The 14,861-nt window shown below is 71.0% G+C and carries 15 protein-coding genes, 5 tRNA genes and 1 pseudogene; 16 read left to right on the top strand and 5 right to left on the bottom strand.

Translation table 11 applies throughout. From position 1 onward, the window contains the following. From AB0I68_RS20045 to AB0I68_RS20070, 6 genes are all read left to right on the top strand, one after another. The gene (locus tag AB0I68_RS20045) at nt 1-729 is read left to right on the top strand and encodes an HAD family hydrolase (protein ID WP_363178674.1); all 729 of its coding nucleotides are present in this window, start codon (nt 1-3) and stop codon (nt 727-729) included. 86 nt (nt 730-815) lie between these two features. Continuing rightward, nucleotides 816-887 (top strand) — tRNA-Gln (locus AB0I68_RS20050). Nucleotides 888-914: 27 nt separating this feature from the next. Beyond that, a tRNA-Glu gene (locus AB0I68_RS20055) sits at nt 915-987 on the top strand. Nucleotides 988-1,050: 63 nt separating this feature from the next. Further along, nucleotides 1,051-1,123 (top strand) — tRNA-Glu (locus tag AB0I68_RS20060). 21 nt (nt 1,124-1,144) lie between these two features. Further along, a tRNA-Gln gene (locus tag AB0I68_RS20065) sits at nt 1,145-1,216 on the top strand. A 15-nt stretch (nt 1,217-1,231) separates the two neighbouring features. After that, nucleotides 1,232-1,304 (top strand) — tRNA-Glu (locus AB0I68_RS20070). Between the two features lie 157 nt (nt 1,305-1,461). On the opposite strand, the gene ndgR is transcribed toward AB0I68_RS20070, so the two are convergent. Next, the gene (ndgR, locus tag AB0I68_RS20075; protein WP_007266782.1) at nt 1,462-2,178 is read right to left on the bottom strand and encodes an IclR family transcriptional regulator NdgR; all 717 of its coding nucleotides are present in this window, start codon (nt 2,176-2,178) and stop codon (nt 1,462-1,464) included. A gap of 184 nt (nt 2,179-2,362) precedes the next feature. Here ndgR and leuC point away from each other — a divergent pair, with 184 nt between their 5' ends. The 4 genes from leuC to AB0I68_RS20095 all read left to right on the top strand — a co-directional run bounded on the left by leuC (nt 2,363) and on the right by AB0I68_RS20095 (nt 5,573). Then, the gene (gene leuC / locus AB0I68_RS20080) at nt 2,363-3,787 is read left to right on the top strand and encodes a 3-isopropylmalate dehydratase large subunit (RefSeq protein WP_363178675.1); all 1,425 of its coding nucleotides are present in this window, start codon (nt 2,363-2,365) and stop codon (nt 3,785-3,787) included. A gap of 5 nt (nt 3,788-3,792) precedes the next feature. Then, complete coding sequence (gene leuD, locus AB0I68_RS20085; RefSeq protein ID WP_363178676.1) at nt 3,793-4,386, top strand: 3-isopropylmalate dehydratase small subunit; 594 nt, start codon at nt 3,793-3,795, stop codon at nt 4,384-4,386. Nucleotides 4,387-4,523: 137 nt separating this feature from the next. After that, nucleotides 4,524-4,751, top strand: coding sequence for a hypothetical protein (locus AB0I68_RS20090; protein WP_008739877.1), 228 nt, complete (start codon nt 4,524-4,526; stop codon nt 4,749-4,751). 144 nt (nt 4,752-4,895) lie between these two features. After that, on the top strand, nt 4,896-5,573 hold the full coding sequence (locus AB0I68_RS20095; protein WP_363178678.1) for an HU family DNA-binding protein: 678 nt from the start codon (nt 4,896-4,898) through the stop codon (nt 5,571-5,573). Between the two features lie 319 nt (nt 5,574-5,892). Here AB0I68_RS20095 and cofC read toward each other — a convergent pair. Continuing rightward, a pseudogene (gene cofC / locus AB0I68_RS20100) lies at nt 5,893-6,492 on the bottom strand (2-phospho-L-lactate guanylyltransferase); the annotation flags it as partial. Between the two features lie 270 nt (nt 6,493-6,762). Between cofC and AB0I68_RS20105 the strand changes: the two are divergent. Genes AB0I68_RS20105 through AB0I68_RS20115 form a run of 3 tightly spaced genes read left to right on the top strand, consistent with a single transcriptional unit; the run spans nt 6,763 to nt 9,719 of the window. Then, the gene (locus tag AB0I68_RS20105; protein WP_363178679.1) at nt 6,763-7,515 is read left to right on the top strand and encodes a lysophospholipid acyltransferase family protein; all 753 of its coding nucleotides are present in this window, start codon (nt 6,763-6,765) and stop codon (nt 7,513-7,515) included. Then, entirely contained in the window at nt 7,512-8,522 is a 1,011-nt protein-coding gene (locus AB0I68_RS20110) for an NAD(P)H-dependent glycerol-3-phosphate dehydrogenase (RefSeq protein ID WP_363178680.1), read from the top strand. Before AB0I68_RS20105 ends, AB0I68_RS20110 begins: the two co-directional genes overlap by 4 nt. A gap of 39 nt (nt 8,523-8,561) precedes the next feature. Next, nucleotides 8,562-9,719, top strand: a complete 1,158-nt coding sequence (locus AB0I68_RS20115; protein WP_363178681.1) for a D-alanine--D-alanine ligase family protein — start codon at nt 8,562-8,564, stop codon at nt 9,717-9,719. Nucleotides 9,720-9,813: 94 nt separating this feature from the next. On the opposite strand, the gene AB0I68_RS20120 is transcribed toward AB0I68_RS20115, so the two are convergent. Both AB0I68_RS20120 and AB0I68_RS20125 read right to left on the bottom strand, forming a co-directional pair. Continuing rightward, on the bottom strand, nt 9,814-10,314 hold the full coding sequence (locus AB0I68_RS20120) for a DUF3515 domain-containing protein (RefSeq protein WP_363178793.1): 501 nt from the start codon (nt 10,312-10,314) through the stop codon (nt 9,814-9,816). Between the two features lie 23 nt (nt 10,315-10,337). Continuing rightward, on the bottom strand, nt 10,338-10,571 hold the full coding sequence (locus AB0I68_RS20125) for an Lrp/AsnC ligand binding domain-containing protein (protein WP_281206340.1): 234 nt from the start codon (nt 10,569-10,571) through the stop codon (nt 10,338-10,340). Nucleotides 10,572-10,815: 244 nt separating this feature from the next. Here AB0I68_RS20125 and AB0I68_RS20130 point away from each other — a divergent pair, with 244 nt between their 5' ends. Both AB0I68_RS20130 and thiD read left to right on the top strand, forming a co-directional pair. After that, nucleotides 10,816-11,799: a thiamine-phosphate kinase gene (locus AB0I68_RS20130; RefSeq protein ID WP_363178682.1), complete on the top strand. Its 984-nt coding sequence runs from the start codon at nt 10,816-10,818 to the stop codon at nt 11,797-11,799. Further along, nucleotides 11,796-12,599, top strand: coding sequence for a bifunctional hydroxymethylpyrimidine kinase/phosphomethylpyrimidine kinase (thiD, locus tag AB0I68_RS20135; RefSeq protein WP_363178683.1), 804 nt, complete (start codon nt 11,796-11,798; stop codon nt 12,597-12,599). Before AB0I68_RS20130 ends, thiD begins: the two co-directional genes overlap by 4 nt. 141 nt (nt 12,600-12,740) lie before the next feature. On the opposite strand, the gene rpmB is transcribed toward thiD, so the two are convergent. Next, a complete protein-coding gene (rpmB, locus tag AB0I68_RS20140) occupies nt 12,741-12,926 on the bottom strand; it encodes a 50S ribosomal protein L28 (RefSeq protein WP_030298506.1) in 186 nt (61 codons plus the stop codon). 240 nt (nt 12,927-13,166) lie between these two features. On the opposite strand from rpmB, the gene AB0I68_RS20145 reads away from it, so the two are divergent. Continuing rightward, nucleotides 13,167-14,852 carry a DAK2 domain-containing protein gene (locus tag AB0I68_RS20145; protein WP_363178684.1) on the top strand — a complete coding sequence of 562 codons (1,686 nt, stop codon included), beginning with the start codon at nt 13,167-13,169 and terminating at the stop codon, nt 14,850-14,852. Nucleotides 14,853-14,861: the final 9 nt, after the last annotated feature.

Genomic DNA, 14,861 nt, shown 5'->3' on the forward strand with positions numbered 1-14,861 from the left:
ATGCCGATCCGCGCCGTGCTCTGGGACATCGACGACACCCTGTTCGACTACACCGGGGCGGACAGCGCCGGCCTCGCGCGCCGGCTCGCCGAGGAGGGCCTCGCGCAGCGGTACGGGTCCCCCGCGGAGGCGCTCGCCCTGTGGCGGGAGGTCACCACCCGCCACTGGGACCGCTTCGCCGCCGGTGAGGTGAGCTTCCAGGAGCAGCGCCGGGACCGGGTGCGGGACTTCCTCGGGGAGCCCGGGATGAGCGCAGCCGAGGCCGACGGGTGGTTCGACCGGTACGTCGAGCACTACAAGGCCGCCTGGACGCTGTTCCCCGACGTCGTGCCCGTACTGGACGCCCTCGCGGACGATTACCGGCACGGGGTGCTCTCCAACTCCTCCACCGTCAATCAGGACCCCAAGCTGCGCCACCTCGGACTGCGCGGGCGCTTCGAAGTGCTGGTGTGCGCCGCGGAACTGGGCGTCAGCAAGCCCGAGGCGGAGGCCTTCCTGGCCGCCTGCGAGGCGCTGGGGCTGCCGCCGGGCGATGTGGCGTACGTGGGGGACCAGCCGGAGATCGACGCGCGCGGCGCCCGCGACGCCGGGCTGACCGCGGTCTGGCTCGACCGGGACGGCGGTCGCGGGCCGGGCCCCGCCGGCGTGCACCGGATTGCCGGGCTCGCCCAGCTCCCGGAGCTGCTGGCAGCGGATACCCGTTTTGGAGCACGGTCAGGCATCCGGTAATGTTCTTTCTGCGCCGCCGGAGCGGGCCGAAAGGCCGGACGGAGGCGCCACTCGAAAGAAAAGCCCCCCAAGGGGTTGACTTTCGGTGGGGTATAGTGTAATTGGCAACACGAGGGTTTCTGGTTCCCTTATTCTAGGTTCGAGTCCTGGTACCCCAGCGCAGTGCAGTAGTAACGCAGTGCTTTGCCCCCGTTGTGTAGCGGCCTAGCACGCCGCCCTCTCAAGGCGGTAGCGCCGGTTCGAATCCGGTCGGGGGTACAGATCCTTCCCGCAAGATCTCCATTGGGTAGCTCCCGGACGTCTTGATGCAGGATCGCTAGGGCCCCCGTTGTGTAGCGGCCTAGCACGCCGCCCTCTCAAGGCGGTAGCGCCGGTTCGAATCCGGTCGGGGGTACTGGTCTGGTATAGACCACATTGGGCTATGGTGTAATTGGCAACACGAAGGTTTCTGGTTCCTTTGTTCTAGGTTCGAGTCCTGGTAGCCCAGCGCAGTACAGAGCAAGCCCCCGTTGTGTAGCGGCCTAGCACGCCGCCCTCTCAAGGCGGTAGCGCCGGTTCGAATCCGGTCGGGGGTACGCACAGAAGAGGCCCTCCGCGTTCATCGCGGAGGGCCTCTTCGCTGTTCCCGTACACCCTCCGCCCCTGTACAAGTGCGGGCCCGGAGGCGCGTGTTCGGACGTGTGCGGCGTCGTACGCGCCCCCGGGCCCGGGGGAGTGGGGAGGGTCGGGAGGTCAGCCGGAGCGGCGCAGGGCCTCCGTCAGGCGAGCGGCCGCGTCGATGACGGCCTGGGCGTGCATCCGGCCCGGGTGGCGGGTCAGGCGCTCGATCGGCCCGGAGACCGACACGGAGGCCACCACGCGGTTCGACGGCCCGCGCACCGGCGCCGAGACGGACGCCACGCCGGGCTCCCGCTCGCCGATCGACTGCGCCCAGCCGCGGCGCCGTACGCCCGACAGGGCCGTCGCCGTGAAGCGCGCGCCCTGCAGCCCGCGGTGGAGCCGCTCGGGCTCCTCCCAGGCCATCAGGATCTGCGCGGCCGAGCCCGCCTTCATCGGGAGCGTGGAGCCCACCGGGACGGTGTCCCGAAGGCCCGACAGCCGCTCCGCGGCCGCCACGCAGATGCGCATGTCGCCCTGACGCCGGTAGAGCTGCGCGCTCTCGCCCGTCACGTCACGGAGGTGGGTGAGTACCGGTCCCGCCGTGGCCAGCAGGCGGTCCTCGCCGGCCGCGGCGGCGAGCTCCGCCAGCCGCGGGCCGAGGATGAACCGGCCCTGCATGTCCCTCGCCACCATCCGGTGGTGTTCCAGTGCCACGGCCAGGCGATGTGCCGTGGGTCGTGCGAGCCCTGTCGCCGCGACCAGCCCGGCGAGGGTGGCCGGACCGGACTCCAGTGCGCTCAATACCAGAGCTGCCTTGTCGAGAACGCCGACGCCGCTAGAGTTGTCCATGAAACGATATTCGCGTCTCACACTGTGAAACGCAAGTTCAATTTTTCCAAGAACCAGCGAGTCTGTATGTGCGGGTCCACGAACCACTGGGTCCGAGCCGTCGTCCGGCGAGTGGGGTACGGGCGATCAGGCGCACCAGATCTCTATAAAGCGCCGGCACAACCGGCCGGCCGGAGGGAAAGCGATGGGTAGGACACTCGCGGAGAAGGTCTGGGACGACCATGTCGTCCGGCGCGCCGAAGGCGAGCCCGACCTCCTCTTCATTGATCTGCACCTGCTGCACGAGGTGACCAGCCCCCAGGCCTTCGAGGGCCTGCGGCAGGCCGGCCGCAAGGTCCGGCGGCTCGACCTCACCATCGCCACCGAGGACCACAACACCCCCACCCTCGACATCGACAAGCCGATCGCGGACCCGGTCTCCCGGGCCCAGCTGGAGACGCTGCGCAAGAACTGCGCCGAGTTCGGCGTACGCCTGCACTCCCTGGGCGATGTCGAGCAGGGTGTCGTCCACGTCGTGGGACCCCAGCTGGGCCTGACCCAGCCGGGCACCACGGTGGTCTGCGGTGACTCCCACACCTCCACGCACGGCGCCTTCGGCGCGCTGGCCTTCGGCATCGGCACCAGCCAGGTCGAGCACGTGCTGGCCACCCAGACGCTGCCGCTGGCCCGCCCGAAGACGATGGCCATCACCGTCACCGGCGAGCTGGCCGAGGGCGTCACCGCCAAGGACCTGATCCTGGCGATCATCGCCAGGATCGGCACCGGCGGCGGCCAGGGCTACATCCTGGAATACCGCGGCGAGGCCATCGAGAAACTCTCGATGGAAGCGCGCATGACCATCTGCAACATGTCGATCGAGGCCGGCGCCCGCGCGGGCATGATCGCCCCCGACCAGACCACCTTCGACTATCTCGAGGGCCGCGACCACGCGCCCGTGGGCGAGGACTGGGACGCGGCGGTCGCGTACTGGAAGACCCTGCGCACCGACGAGGGCGCGGTCTTCGACGCCGAGGTCGTCATCGACGGCGCCGAGCTGTCGCCGTTCGTCACCTGGGGCACCAACCCCGGCCAGGGCGCACCGCTGTCGGCCAACGTCCCCGACCCGGCTTCGTACGAGGACGCTTCGGAGCGCCACGCCGCCGAAAAGGCCCTGGAGTACATGGGGTTGACCGCCGGGCAGCCGCTGCGCGACATCAAGGTCGACACCGTCTTCGTAGGTTCGTGCACCAACGGCCGCATCGAGGACCTGCGCGCCGTCGCCGGCATCGTCGAGGGCCGCAAAGTCGCCGACGGCGTACGGATGCTGGTCGTCCCGGGCTCCGTCCGGGTCGCCCTGCAGGCCGTGGAGGAGGGCCTGGACAAGGTCTTCAAGGAGGCCGGCGCCGAATGGCGGCACGCGGGCTGCTCGATGTGTCTGGGCATGAACCCCGACCAACTGGCCCCCGGTGAGCGCTCCGCGTCCACCTCCAACCGCAACTTCGAGGGCCGGCAGGGCAAGGGCGGGCGGACCCACCTGGTCTCCCCGCAGGTGGCCGCCGCCACCGCGGTGCTGGGCCACCTCGCCTCGCCCGCCGACCTGTCCGACGCCAACGCGACCGCCGGAGTCTGAGAACCATGGAAGCCTTCACCACCCACACCGGCCGGGCCGTCCCGCTGCGCCGCAGCAACGTCGACACCGACCAGATCATCCCGGCCCACTGGCTGAAGAAGATCACCCGCGACGGGTTCGAGGACGGGCTCTTCGAGGCCTGGCGCAAGGACCCCGAGTTCATCACGAACCGCCCGGAGCGCCAGGGCGCGACCGTGCTGGTCGCCGGCCCCGACTTCGGCACCGGATCCTCGCGTGAGCACGCCGTCTGGGCCCTGCAGAACTTCGGGTTCAAGACGGTCATCTCCTCCCGCTTCGCCGACATCTTCCGCGGCAACTCGCTGAAGAACGGTCTGCTGACGGTGGTCCTGCCGCAGGAGACCGTCGACAGGCTGTGGGAACTGACCGAGGCCGACCCGACCGCCGAGGTCACGGTCGACCTGGTCGCACGCCAGGTCCGCGCGGCGGGAATCGAGGCGGAGTTCGAACTCGACGACAACGCCCGCTGGCGTCTGCTGGAGGGGCTGGACGACATCTCGCTCACCCTTCAGAACGAAGCGGACATCGACACGTACGAAAGCGCCCGACCGAGCTACAAGCCGCGCACGATTCGGGCCTGATTCCTGCCTGATCAGCGCTTATTCACCCTTGGGTGATCACATCGACAACACTGTGCCCCCCGCCCTCCGGCGGGGGGCACAGCCGTGTGTTGAGGCCCCGTGAGGCGACAACTCGCCCCAGATGGCACAATCTGTGCATGGAACGCGACAGTCAACTTGAGCTCTACGAACTCGTCGCGGACCGGTTGAAAGAAGCACACACAAGGGTGCGCACGCTGCAAGTCCCGGAGGGCGTAAGGATGGCGCTGTCCCGGAAGCTGTTGGTCGTCACGGCCGCGGCGAAGCATGATCTCGCCGATGCGGCAAGGCGCCTGGACAGGTTGATGAAGGACCTCGACGAGGGTCGATTCCCTGAAGGCGACTGATGCGAAGGAACTCCGTAACGACCTACACCGTTGCGGCACTAGGGTGATTAGCCCGTTTCGTGTTTGATTTGCGGTATATATCCGCCTAACGTGCGAAATAAGCTTGAACACATTCGTTCTGGCGAAGTCTCCGAAGGGGAAGACGTGAACAAGGCGCAGCTCGTAGAAGCGATTGCCGACAAGCTGGGCGGCCGCCAGCAGGCCGCGGACGCTGTCGACGCGGTACTGGACGCGATGGTCCGCGCTGTGGTCGCGGGCGACCGGGTCTCGGTCACGGGCTTCGGCTCGTTCGAGAAGGTCGACCGCCCGGCCCGCTACGCCCGCAACCCGCAGACGGGTGAGCGCGTCCGGGTCAAGAAGACCTCGGTTCCCCGCTTCCGCGCGGGTCAGGGCTTCAAGGACCTGGTCGCGGGCACCAAGAAGCTGCCCAAGGGCGGCGAGGTGTCGGTGAAGAAGGCACCCAAGGGCAGCCTCTCCGGCGGAGCTTCCGCGACGGTCAAGAAGGCCGTGGCCAAGAAGGCCACCACCGCCAAGAAGGCTGCGGCGAAGACCGCGGTCGCCAGGAAGACCACCGCCAAGAAGGTCGCCACCGCCAAGAAGGTGGTCGCCAAGACCGCAGCGGTGAAGAAGACCGCGGCGGCGGCCAAGAAGACCACCGCGGCTGCGAAGAAGACCACGGCGGCGGCGGCGAAGAAGACCGCCACCACGGCCAAGAAGACGGCTCCGGCGGCCAAGAAGGCCACCGCGAAGACCACGGCGCCCGCCAAGAAGGCGACGGCGCGCAAGACCACCGCGAAGAAGACCACGGCCCGCAAGAAGTAAGGCCACGAGTCACACACGCCGGGCCGGCTTCCCCTTCCTGGGGAAGCCGGCCCGCGGTGCTGTCTGTGCAGGTCAGAAGGTCAGAAGGTCAGAAGGTCACCAGCGCAGAACGTCAGAAGGTCTGCAGGGTGATCAGGGTGATCCGCAGCCCCGCCCCCTCGCCGTCCGTCTCGATCCGGACCCGCTGCCCGGGGCGCAGCAGCCGCAGGCCGCCCGCGTCGAAGGCCGGGGCCTCGAAGGGCACCGGGGTGCCGTCGTCCAGCAGCACACTGCCGCTGCGGGTCTGGGAGTCGTACGTGTACGCGGTCGCCTGCATACCGGCACTGTATCGGGCCGTGTGACGGCCCACACCGAGGGCGAGGGCCGTCCGCAGGTCCGCGGCCGTGTCCACGTCCCGGCGCACGCTCTCGACGTCCGCAAGGGCTATTTCCGCAGCTCCCGAGGCCGAATGCCGGGCCCGTGACGGGCCCCCGAACGAGGGTGCCAATTCCACGTCCGGAGCAGCGGAAAGCAGGGTCGTACCGATTCCCGCCGCATCCGCCAGAAATGCCCTGGGAAATGCGGATGCGGCTTCGAGCACCCGTAGCAATTCCGGCGGCCGCAGCGCGGGCAGATCCGCGTTCATCGCGGCCACCGCCGCCCCGGGCCGGGCCGCACGGATCTCCCGCGCCCCGTGGTCCAGCGCCGCGTTGAGCCCGGCGGCCGGGGTGTCCGGGACAATCCGCGCGCCCAGCCGGGCCAGTTCCGCACCGGCCTCCGCGTCGTCCGTGACGACCACCACATCCGCGACTGCCGCGCAGGCCAGCGCCCCTGCCACGGTGTCCTGCGCGAACGCCAGGGCGAGCCCGGGACGGGACGCGCCCACAGCCGCCGCGAGACGGCTCTTGGCCACCGCCAGGGGCTTCAGCGGGACCACCAGACTCCAGACCGCGTTCGTGGCGGACCCCTTCCCTCCGGTGCGTGTCCGTACGCGCGTGGACCAAGGCCGGGTCATGGCCGGGTCGTGCATCGGCTCATTGTCGCCTCTGCCCGGTCGGCCCGGCGGTCCGGTGCTCAGGGCGGGGCGTACGGTGTTCTCGACAGAGACCGGACCTGAGGCCACACTTGTCCGGCCGACGAGGTGCCCAAGCTCCCCCAGCTACCGCCGGGAGGTACCCCCACGCACCGGTCCTAGAGGAAGGGTGTCCGAGTGTCCCGCCGCAGAATCGGCTTCTGGTACCGCCTGGCGGCGGTCATCGCAAAACCGCCGCTGGTGGTGCTCTTCAAGCGGGACTGGCGGGGAATGGATCACATTCCGGCCGAGGGCGGTTTTATCACGGCCGTCAATCACAACTCGTATCTGGACCCGCTCTCCTACGCGCACTTCCAGTACAACACCGGCCGGGTGCCCCGATTGCTCGCGAAGGCGGCCCTCTTCAAGGTCCCCATTGTCGGCGCGATCCTGCACGGCTCCGGCCAGATCCCGGTCTACCGCGAGACCACCAACGCCCTGGACGCATTCCGGGCCGCCGTGGACGCGATCGAGCGCGGTGAATGCGTGGCCTTTTATCCGGAAGGCACTCTCACCCGCGATCCGGACATGTGGCCGATGGCCGGCAAGACCGGCGCGGCGCGGGTGGCGCTGATGACCAAGGCGCCCGTCATTCCGGTGGCCCAGTGGGGCGCGAATCTCGCGATGCCGCCCTACGCCAAGGAGGACAAGGTCCGGCTGTTCCCGCGCAAGACCCTCCAGGTGCTCGCCGGACCTCCCGTGGACCTCTCCGAGTTCTACGACCGGGAGCCCACGCCGGACGTGCTCAAGGAGGCCACCGAGACCATCATGGCGGCCATCACCGAGCTGCTGGAGGAGCTGCGCGGCGAGAAGGCGCCCGAGCAGCCGTACGACCATCGCAAGGCCAGGGCGGAACAGCGGCACAAGGCCGCGGGGGAGGACCAGAAGTGACACGTCCCGTGAAGGCAGCCGTCTTCGGAACCGGCTCCTGGGGCACGGCCTTCGGCATGGTGCTCGCCGACGCAGGCTGCGAGGTGACCCTGTGGGGCCGCCGCAGCGAAGTCGTCGACGCCATCAACACCGGCCGGACCAACCCGGACTACTTCCCGGACGTCGAACTCCCGGCGAACATGCGCGCCACCACCGACCCGGCCGAGGCCGCGCGCGGCGCCGACTTCGCGGTCCTCGCCATCCCCTCCCAGACCCTGCGCGGCAACCTCGCCGAATGGGCCCCGCTGCTGCCCGCCGACGCCGTGCTCGTCTCCCTGATGAAGGGCATCGAACTCGGCACCGCCAAGCGGATGAGCGAGGTCATCGAGGAGGTGGCCAAGGTCCCCGCCGAGCGCGTCGCCGTCGTCACCGGCCCCAACCTGGCCCGTGAGATCGCCGCCCGCCAGCCGGCCGCCGCCGTCGTCGCCTGCTCCGACGAGGCCGTCGCGCAGCGCCTCCAGACGGCTTGCCACACCCCGTACTTCCGCCCGTACACGAGCACCGACGTCATCGGCTGCGAGCTCGGCGGTGCCGTCAAGAACGTCATCGGCCTCGCCGTGGGCATCGCGGACGGCATGGGCCTGGGCGACAACACCAAGGGCTCGCTCATCACCCGCGGCCTCGCCGAAGCGACCCGGCTGGGCCTGGCGATGGGGGCCGACCCGCTCACCTTCTCCGGTCTCGCGGGCCTCGGCGACCTCGTCGCCACCTGCTCCTCGCCGCTCTCCCGGAACCACACCTTCGGCACCAACCTCGGCCGCGGAATGACCCTCGACGAGACCATCGCGGTCACCAAGCAGACCGCCGAGGGAGTCAAGTCCTGCCAGTCGGTGGCCGATCTGGCCCGCCGCCACGGAGTGGACATGCCGATCACCGACACCGTCGTCGACATCGTCCACCACGGCAAGCCGCCGCTGGTCGCACTGAAGGAACTGATGGGGCGCAGCGCCAAACCGGAACGCCGCTGACTCCTTTCCGGACGTCCGAGCGGGTATCGTCGTGGCGATATGAGCAGCGAGAACCTCCCCCAGACCCCTGAGCAGCAGGGCCGCAAGCCCCGCGTGGCCGTCGTGTTCGGCGGCCGCAGCTCGGAACACGCCATCTCGGTCGTCACGGCGGGCGCCGTGCTGCGCTCCATCGACCGGTCCAAGTACGAGGTGCTGCCCATCGGCATCACCACGGACGGCCGATGGGCGCTGACCGCCGACGAGCCCGCGCGGATGGCCATCGCCGACCGCAGGCTCCCGAGCGTCGAGGAGCTTGCGGACTCCGAGGACGGCGCCGTCGTGCTCTCCGTCGACCCGGCCAACCGCGAGGTCGTCTACACCGAGCCGGGAGCCGTCCCCAAGGCCCTGGGCGAGGTCGACGTCGTCTTCCCGATGCTGCACGGCCCGTACGGCGAGGACGGCACCCTCCAGGGCCTCCTGGAGCTCTCCGGCATCCCGTACGTCGGCTCGGGCGTCCTCGCCTCGGCCGTCGGCCAGGACAAGGAGTACATGAAGCGGGTCTTCACCTCCTTCGGCCTCCCCGTCGGCCCGTACGTGACCGTCCGCCCCCGCGAGTGGGAAGCCGACCGGGACGCCGCCCGCGGCCGGATCCTGGACTTCGCCGGTGAGCACGGCTGGCCGCTCTTCATCAAGCCCGCCCGCGCCGGCTCCTCCATCGGCATCACCAAGGTCGACGACGCGTCCGGCCTGGACGCGGCGATCCGCGAGGCCCAGCGCCACGACCCGAAGATCATCGTGGAGGCGCTGCTGCGCGGTCGCGAGATCGAGTGCGGGGTGCTGGAGTTCGAGGACGGGCCGCGCGCGAGCATGCCGGCCGAGATCCCGCCGGTCTCCAGCCACGACTTCTACGACTTCGAGGCGAAGTACATCGACTCCGCCTCCGGGATCGTGCCCGCTCCGCTCACCCCGGAGCAGACCGCCGAGGTGCAGCGGCTCGCGGTCGAGGCGTTCGACGCCGCGTCCTGCGAGGGCCTGGTGCGCGCCGACTTCTTCCTCACCGAGGACGGCACCTTCGTCATCAACGAGATCAACACCATGCCGGGCTTCACCCCGATCTCCATGTACCCGCGGATGTGGCAGGAGTCGGGCATCGAGTACCCGGAGCTGGTGGACCGCCTGATCCAGGCGGCCCTGCGCCGCTCCACCGGGCTGCGCTAGCCCCCAGCAGCAGCCGCAGAGCGCAATGCCGACCGCCCGCCGGGATTCCCGGCGGGCGGTCGGTGTGCGAGCGGGGTGCCGGGCCGTCGGGCCGTCAATAGGACGAGATGCCCTCGGGGACGGTCTTGGCCACGACGGCGGACAGTCCGACCAGCATCCCCGCATCCGTGGCATGCTCCTTGTCGACCCGGACCTCGGTGTACGCCAGCCGCATTCCGGTGATGAACCGGAACCCGCCGCCGGCGCTGTCGGGGAGCTTCTCCAGCAGCCACCGGACGCCGTTGACCTCGACGCCCTCCTGCTTCGGATCCGCCATCTCGGGGGGCTTGGGGATACCGCACCGCAGTACGATCGCCGAGCCGCCCCACGCGGCGGTCAGACCCGACTCCGGCGCGGTCCTGGCCCGCGCCAGGCCGGCCACCGTCTCCGGGAGTTCCTTGTGCAGTGCTGCACAGAACCCCGCGACGTCGGTGGGCGGCGTGGGCGGCGGGTCCACCCGGGCTTCGGAATCACCCGGCGTGCAACCCGCGAGGGCCAGTACGGCGACCAGTACGGGCAGGGCGGACACACGGACGGGCCGGCGGTGGAGGGACATCACCGGCCAAGAGTAGACGGGGGCTACAGATGGACCACCGGGCAGGTCAGGGTGCGGGTGATGCCCTCCACCTGCTGGACCTTGGCCACGACCATGCGGCCGAGGTCGTCCACGGTGTCGGCCTGGGCGCGCACGATCACGTCGTACGGGCCCGTCACGTCCTCGGCCTGGATCACCCCCGCGATCTGGCTGATGGACTCGGCGACGAACGACGCCTTGCCCACTTCGGTCTGGATAAGGATGTACGCCTGTACCACGGAACCTCCAGGGCGGCCACGAGGATCGATTCCCCTAACCTTCGGATGGGCCCAGGGATTCGGGTGGGCCCGGGGAAGAAGGGACGCCACGGTACCGCGTTGCCGAGCACCACGGGGAGACCCGGGGGCACGGCGCCACGCACAGCGGGGCGTACGGAGAGCAGAAGTTGACGTATCTGTTGACGGTACCCAGAGCTGTGACGGCTCGCGACCGCAAGCGGACTGGGCAAGAAGGGGCACAGCGATGAAGGGCACTGTGGGCGAGCTGGGGGAGTTCGGGCTCATTCGGGAGCTCACCTCACGGCTCACCACCACCCCGGCGGTCCGGCTCGGACCGGGCGACGACGCCGCGGTCGTGTCGGCCCCCGACCGGCGGGTCGTGGCGAGCACCGACATCCTGCTCGAGGGCAGGCACTTCCGGCGCGACTGGTCCACGGCCTACGACGTCGGCCGCAAGGCCGCCGCACAGAACCTCGCCGACATCGCCGCCATGGGCGCGGTGCCGACCGCACTGCTGCTCGGCCTCGTCGTCCCGGCCGAGCTGCCGGTCACCTGGCCCACGGAGCTGATGGACGGGCTGCGCGACGAGTGCCAGGTCGCCGGCGCGGCCGTGGTCGGCGGCGACGTCGTCCGCGGGGACACGATCACCGTGGCCATCACCGCCCTCGGCGACCTGCGCAACCACGAGCCCGTGCTGCGCTCCGGCGCCCAGCCCGGCGACGTCGTGGCCGTCACGGGCTGGCTGGGCTGGTCCGCGGCCGGATTCGCCGTGCTCTCGCGCGGCTTCCGCTCCCCGCGGGCCTTCGTCGAGGCGCACCGGCGCCCCGAGCCCCCGTACCACGCGGGCCCCGCGGCCGCCGGGCTCGGCGCCACCGCCATGACCGACGTCAGCGACGGCCTGATCGCCGACCTCGGGCACATCGCGGAGGCCAGCAAGGTGCGGATCGACCTGCGCTCGGCGGCCGTCGACATCCCGACCCAGATGCACGACATCGGGCAGGCCGTCGGGGTCGACCCCTTGCAGTGGGTGCTCACCGGAGGAGAAGATCACGCCATCGTGGCGACCTTCCCGCCCGACGTGAAACTGCCGGCCCGCTGGAAGGTCATCGGGGAGGTGCTGAACCGGTCCGCGCTGCCCCAGGTGACCGTGGACGGCGCCCCTTGGACCAGCACCGGCGGGTGGGACCACTTCGGCTCCGACCCGTCCACCGAGGAGACCTCGAGATGACCGACGCGCCACCGCTGTGCCTGACCGTCGCCGGATCCGACTCCGGTGGTGGCGCCGGGATCCAGGCCGACCTCAAGACCATGCTGGCACTCGGTGTGCACGGGATGAGCGTGGTGACCGCCGTGACCGCCCAGAACTCCCTCGGGGTACAGGGAGTCTGGGAGCTGCCCGCCGAGGCCGTGAGGGCCCAGTACCGGGCCGTGGTGGACGACATCGGGGTGCAGGCGGTCAAGACCGGGATGCTGTCCTGCGCCGCGCTGGTGGAGACGGTGGCCGACCTGCTCGCCGCCACCTCCGCCCCCGCCGTCGTGGACCCCGTCGGGGTCTCCAAGCACGGGGACGCGCTGCTCGCCGCCTCGGCGCTGGACGCCGTACGCAAGGAGCTGCTGCCGCGGGCCACCGTGGCCACCCCCAACCTGGACGAGGTGACGCAGCTCACGGGCGTGGTGGTGGAGAGCGAGGACGACATGCGGCGGGCCGCCGACGCCGTCCTCTCCTACGGGCCCGAGTGGGCGCTGATCAAGGGCGGGCACCTGGCGGCCCACGGGAACGAGGCCGCCGACCTGCTGACCGACGGCGAAACCCGGCTGTGGCTGCGGGCGCCGCGCCACGACAACCGGCACACCCACGGCACCGGCTGCACCCTCGCCAGCGCGATAGCCGCCGGGCTCGCCAAGGGGCAGGACGTGCCGCAGGCCGTCATGGAGGCCAAGGAGTACGTGACCGGCGCCATCGCGGCCGGCTTCGCGCTCGGCGGCGGCATCGGCCCGGTGGACCACGCCTGGCAGTGGCACCGTTGAGCCCACCGCACGGCAGAAGACCACCGCATCACGTGATGCGGTGGTCTTCACGCCTGGTCGGTCCAGGCAAGGCAAAAGGCCGGTCCACGAGGTGGACCGGCCTTCTTGGCAACCGGAAGGGCTGCGCTACGACAGTTGGCGTCAGCGCGAGACCTTGCCGGCCTTGATGCACGAGGTGCAGACGTTGAGGCGCTTCGGCGTCCCACTGACCATGGCACGAACGCGCTGGATGTTCGGGTTCCAGCGACGCGAGGTGCGGCGGTGCGAGTGGGAGATGTTGTTGCCGAAGCTCGGCCCCTTGGCGCAAACGTCGCAGTTGGCAGCCACAGGTCACTCCAAAGACTTCAGATGCACTTACAGTGAAATCCGGCGCACCGGATCAGAAGTCTGAGTGGTTTGCCGGGGGAATGGCCCGACTCTCATCGGGCAACCGGAGCAGCATACAACGACTGCGTCCGTCCAAGAAAACTACCATGGCCGCCGCCGACCCCGCCCCGCGGTCCCGGACGCCCTGCAGTCCTTGGTTACCCTGCGGTGAACCCTGGTCCGCACAAGGAGGAACGCCCGGTGCCGCACGAGCCGCAGCCCCCCCACGAGCTCGACGCCGCAGCGGTGCGCACCTGGAGCTCGCTGGCCGTGGCCGCACTGGGCCGGGCCCGCGAGGACATCGACGCGATCAACGTCTACCCGGTCGCGGACGCGGACACCGGCACCAACCTCTACCTGACCGCCGAATCGGCGGACCGCGCACTGGCCGCGGCCCTCGGGAACGTGCCCGCGGACGTGAGCGAGACCACAGGGGCCGGGCCGGGCGCCGGGGCCGGGACCCCCTCCCTCTCCCAGGCCGTACGGGCCTACGCGCACGGCGCCCTCATAGGCGCCCGGGGGAACTCCGGGACGATCCTGGCGCAGCTGCTGCGCGGAGTGGCCGACGTACTCGGCGACGAGCCCGGGGATCGCGGGCCGGGCCGGCTGCTGGCCCAGGCGCTGACCCGGGCCGCGGAGGAGGCGTACCGGGCGGTCGCGCACCCGGTGGAGGGCACGATGCTCACCGTCGCCGCCGCGGCGGCACGGGCCGGCGAGGCGGCCGGGGCGGCCGCCGGGACCGCCGCCGACGTGGCCCGGGCCGCCTACGACGGGGCCCGCGCGGCCCTGGCGGACACCCCGGGCCAGCTGGCCGAGCTGGGCCGGGCCGGGGTGGTCGACGCCGGGGGCTGCGGGCTGGTCGCCGTACTCGGGGCGCTGTGGCAGGCGCTGTCCGGACAGGAGCCCGCCGCCGAGGCGGTCCGCGGCCGGGCCGTGCCCGTACCGCAGCCGCCGCAGCCCTGCGACGCGGAGGAGCACGGCGGGCCCGCGTACGAGGTGATCTACCTGCTGGAGGCCGCCGAGCCGGCCGTGGGGGAGCTGCGCGAACGCCTCGACGGGCTCGGGGACTCCCTGGTGGTGGTCGGCGGCGACGGACTGTGGAACGTGCACGTCCACGTCGACGACCCCGGCGCCGCCGTGGAGGCGGGCGTGATCGCGGGGCGGCCGTACCGGATCCGCATCACCCATTTCGGCGACGAACGGCGCCGGGCGCGCGGGGAGCGCGTCCAGCGGGCCGTGGTCGCCGTGGTCCCGGGCGAGGGGCTGGCCGGGCTGTGCGGGGAGGCGGGCGCCACCACCGTGCTCGCCCGGCCGGGAGAGGTGCCGGACGCCGCCGAACTCGCCGATGCCATCCGGCGCGCGCACGCCCGCGAGGTGGTGCTGCTGCCCGGAGGCGCCGACCAGCGGGCGGCCGCGGCCGCCGCGGCCGAACGGGCCCGCGCCGACGGCGTACGGGTGGCGGTGATCCCCACCCGGTCCGCGGTCCAGGGCCTGGCCGCCCTCGCCGTGCACGACCCGGACGGCAGCTTCGACGAGGACGTGGTCGCCATGACCGCGGCGGCCGGCGCCACCCGCTACGCGGAACTCGCCGTCGCCGAACGGCAGTCCTTCACCTCCGCCGGCATCTGCCAGGCGGGGGACGTGCTCGGGCTCATCGACGGCGACGTCGCCGTCATCGGGTCCGGCCTCACCGAGACCGCCGAGGCCGTCCTGGCGCGGATGCTGGGCTCCGGCGGCGAACTCGTCACCCTGGTCCTGGGGCCGGAGGTGCCGGACGCCCTCGCCGCGCGCCTGGAGGCGTACGTGCAGCAGGGGCACCTGGCGGTGGACACGGTCACCTACCGCGGCGGGCGGTACTCGGCGCCCCTCCTCATCGGGGTCGAATAGCCGACTTGT

Origin of the sequence: Streptomyces sp. NPDC050448 (assembly GCF_040655295.1) — a bacterium.
Taxonomy (GTDB): domain Bacteria; phylum Actinomycetota; class Actinomycetes; order Streptomycetales; family Streptomycetaceae; genus Streptomyces.

Excerpts from the sequence above, each read along its gene's own strand:
- AB0I68_RS20045 (WP_363178674.1), top strand. The coding sequence starts at position 1 with ATGCCGATCCGCGCCGTGCTCTGGGACATCGACGACACCCTGTTCGAC.
- ndgR (WP_007266782.1), bottom strand. The coding sequence starts at position 2,178 with ATGGACAACTCTAGCGGCGTCGGCGTTCTCGACAAGGCAGCTCTGGTA.
- leuC (WP_363178675.1), top strand. The coding sequence starts at position 2,363 with ATGGGTAGGACACTCGCGGAGAAGGTCTGGGACGACCATGTCGTCCGG.
- leuD (WP_363178676.1), top strand. The coding sequence starts at position 3,793 with ATGGAAGCCTTCACCACCCACACCGGCCGGGCCGTCCCGCTGCGCCGC.
- AB0I68_RS20090 (WP_008739877.1), top strand. The coding sequence starts at position 4,524 with ATGGAACGCGACAGTCAACTTGAGCTCTACGAACTCGTCGCGGACCGG.
- AB0I68_RS20115 (WP_363178681.1), top strand. The coding sequence starts at position 8,562 with ATGAGCAGCGAGAACCTCCCCCAGACCCCTGAGCAGCAGGGCCGCAAG.
- AB0I68_RS20120 (WP_363178793.1), bottom strand. The coding sequence starts at position 10,314 with ATGTCCCTCCACCGCCGGCCCGTCCGTGTGTCCGCCCTGCCCGTACTG.
- AB0I68_RS20130 (WP_363178682.1), top strand. The coding sequence starts at position 10,816 with ATGAAGGGCACTGTGGGCGAGCTGGGGGAGTTCGGGCTCATTCGGGAG.
- thiD (WP_363178683.1), top strand. The coding sequence starts at position 11,796 with ATGACCGACGCGCCACCGCTGTGCCTGACCGTCGCCGGATCCGACTCC.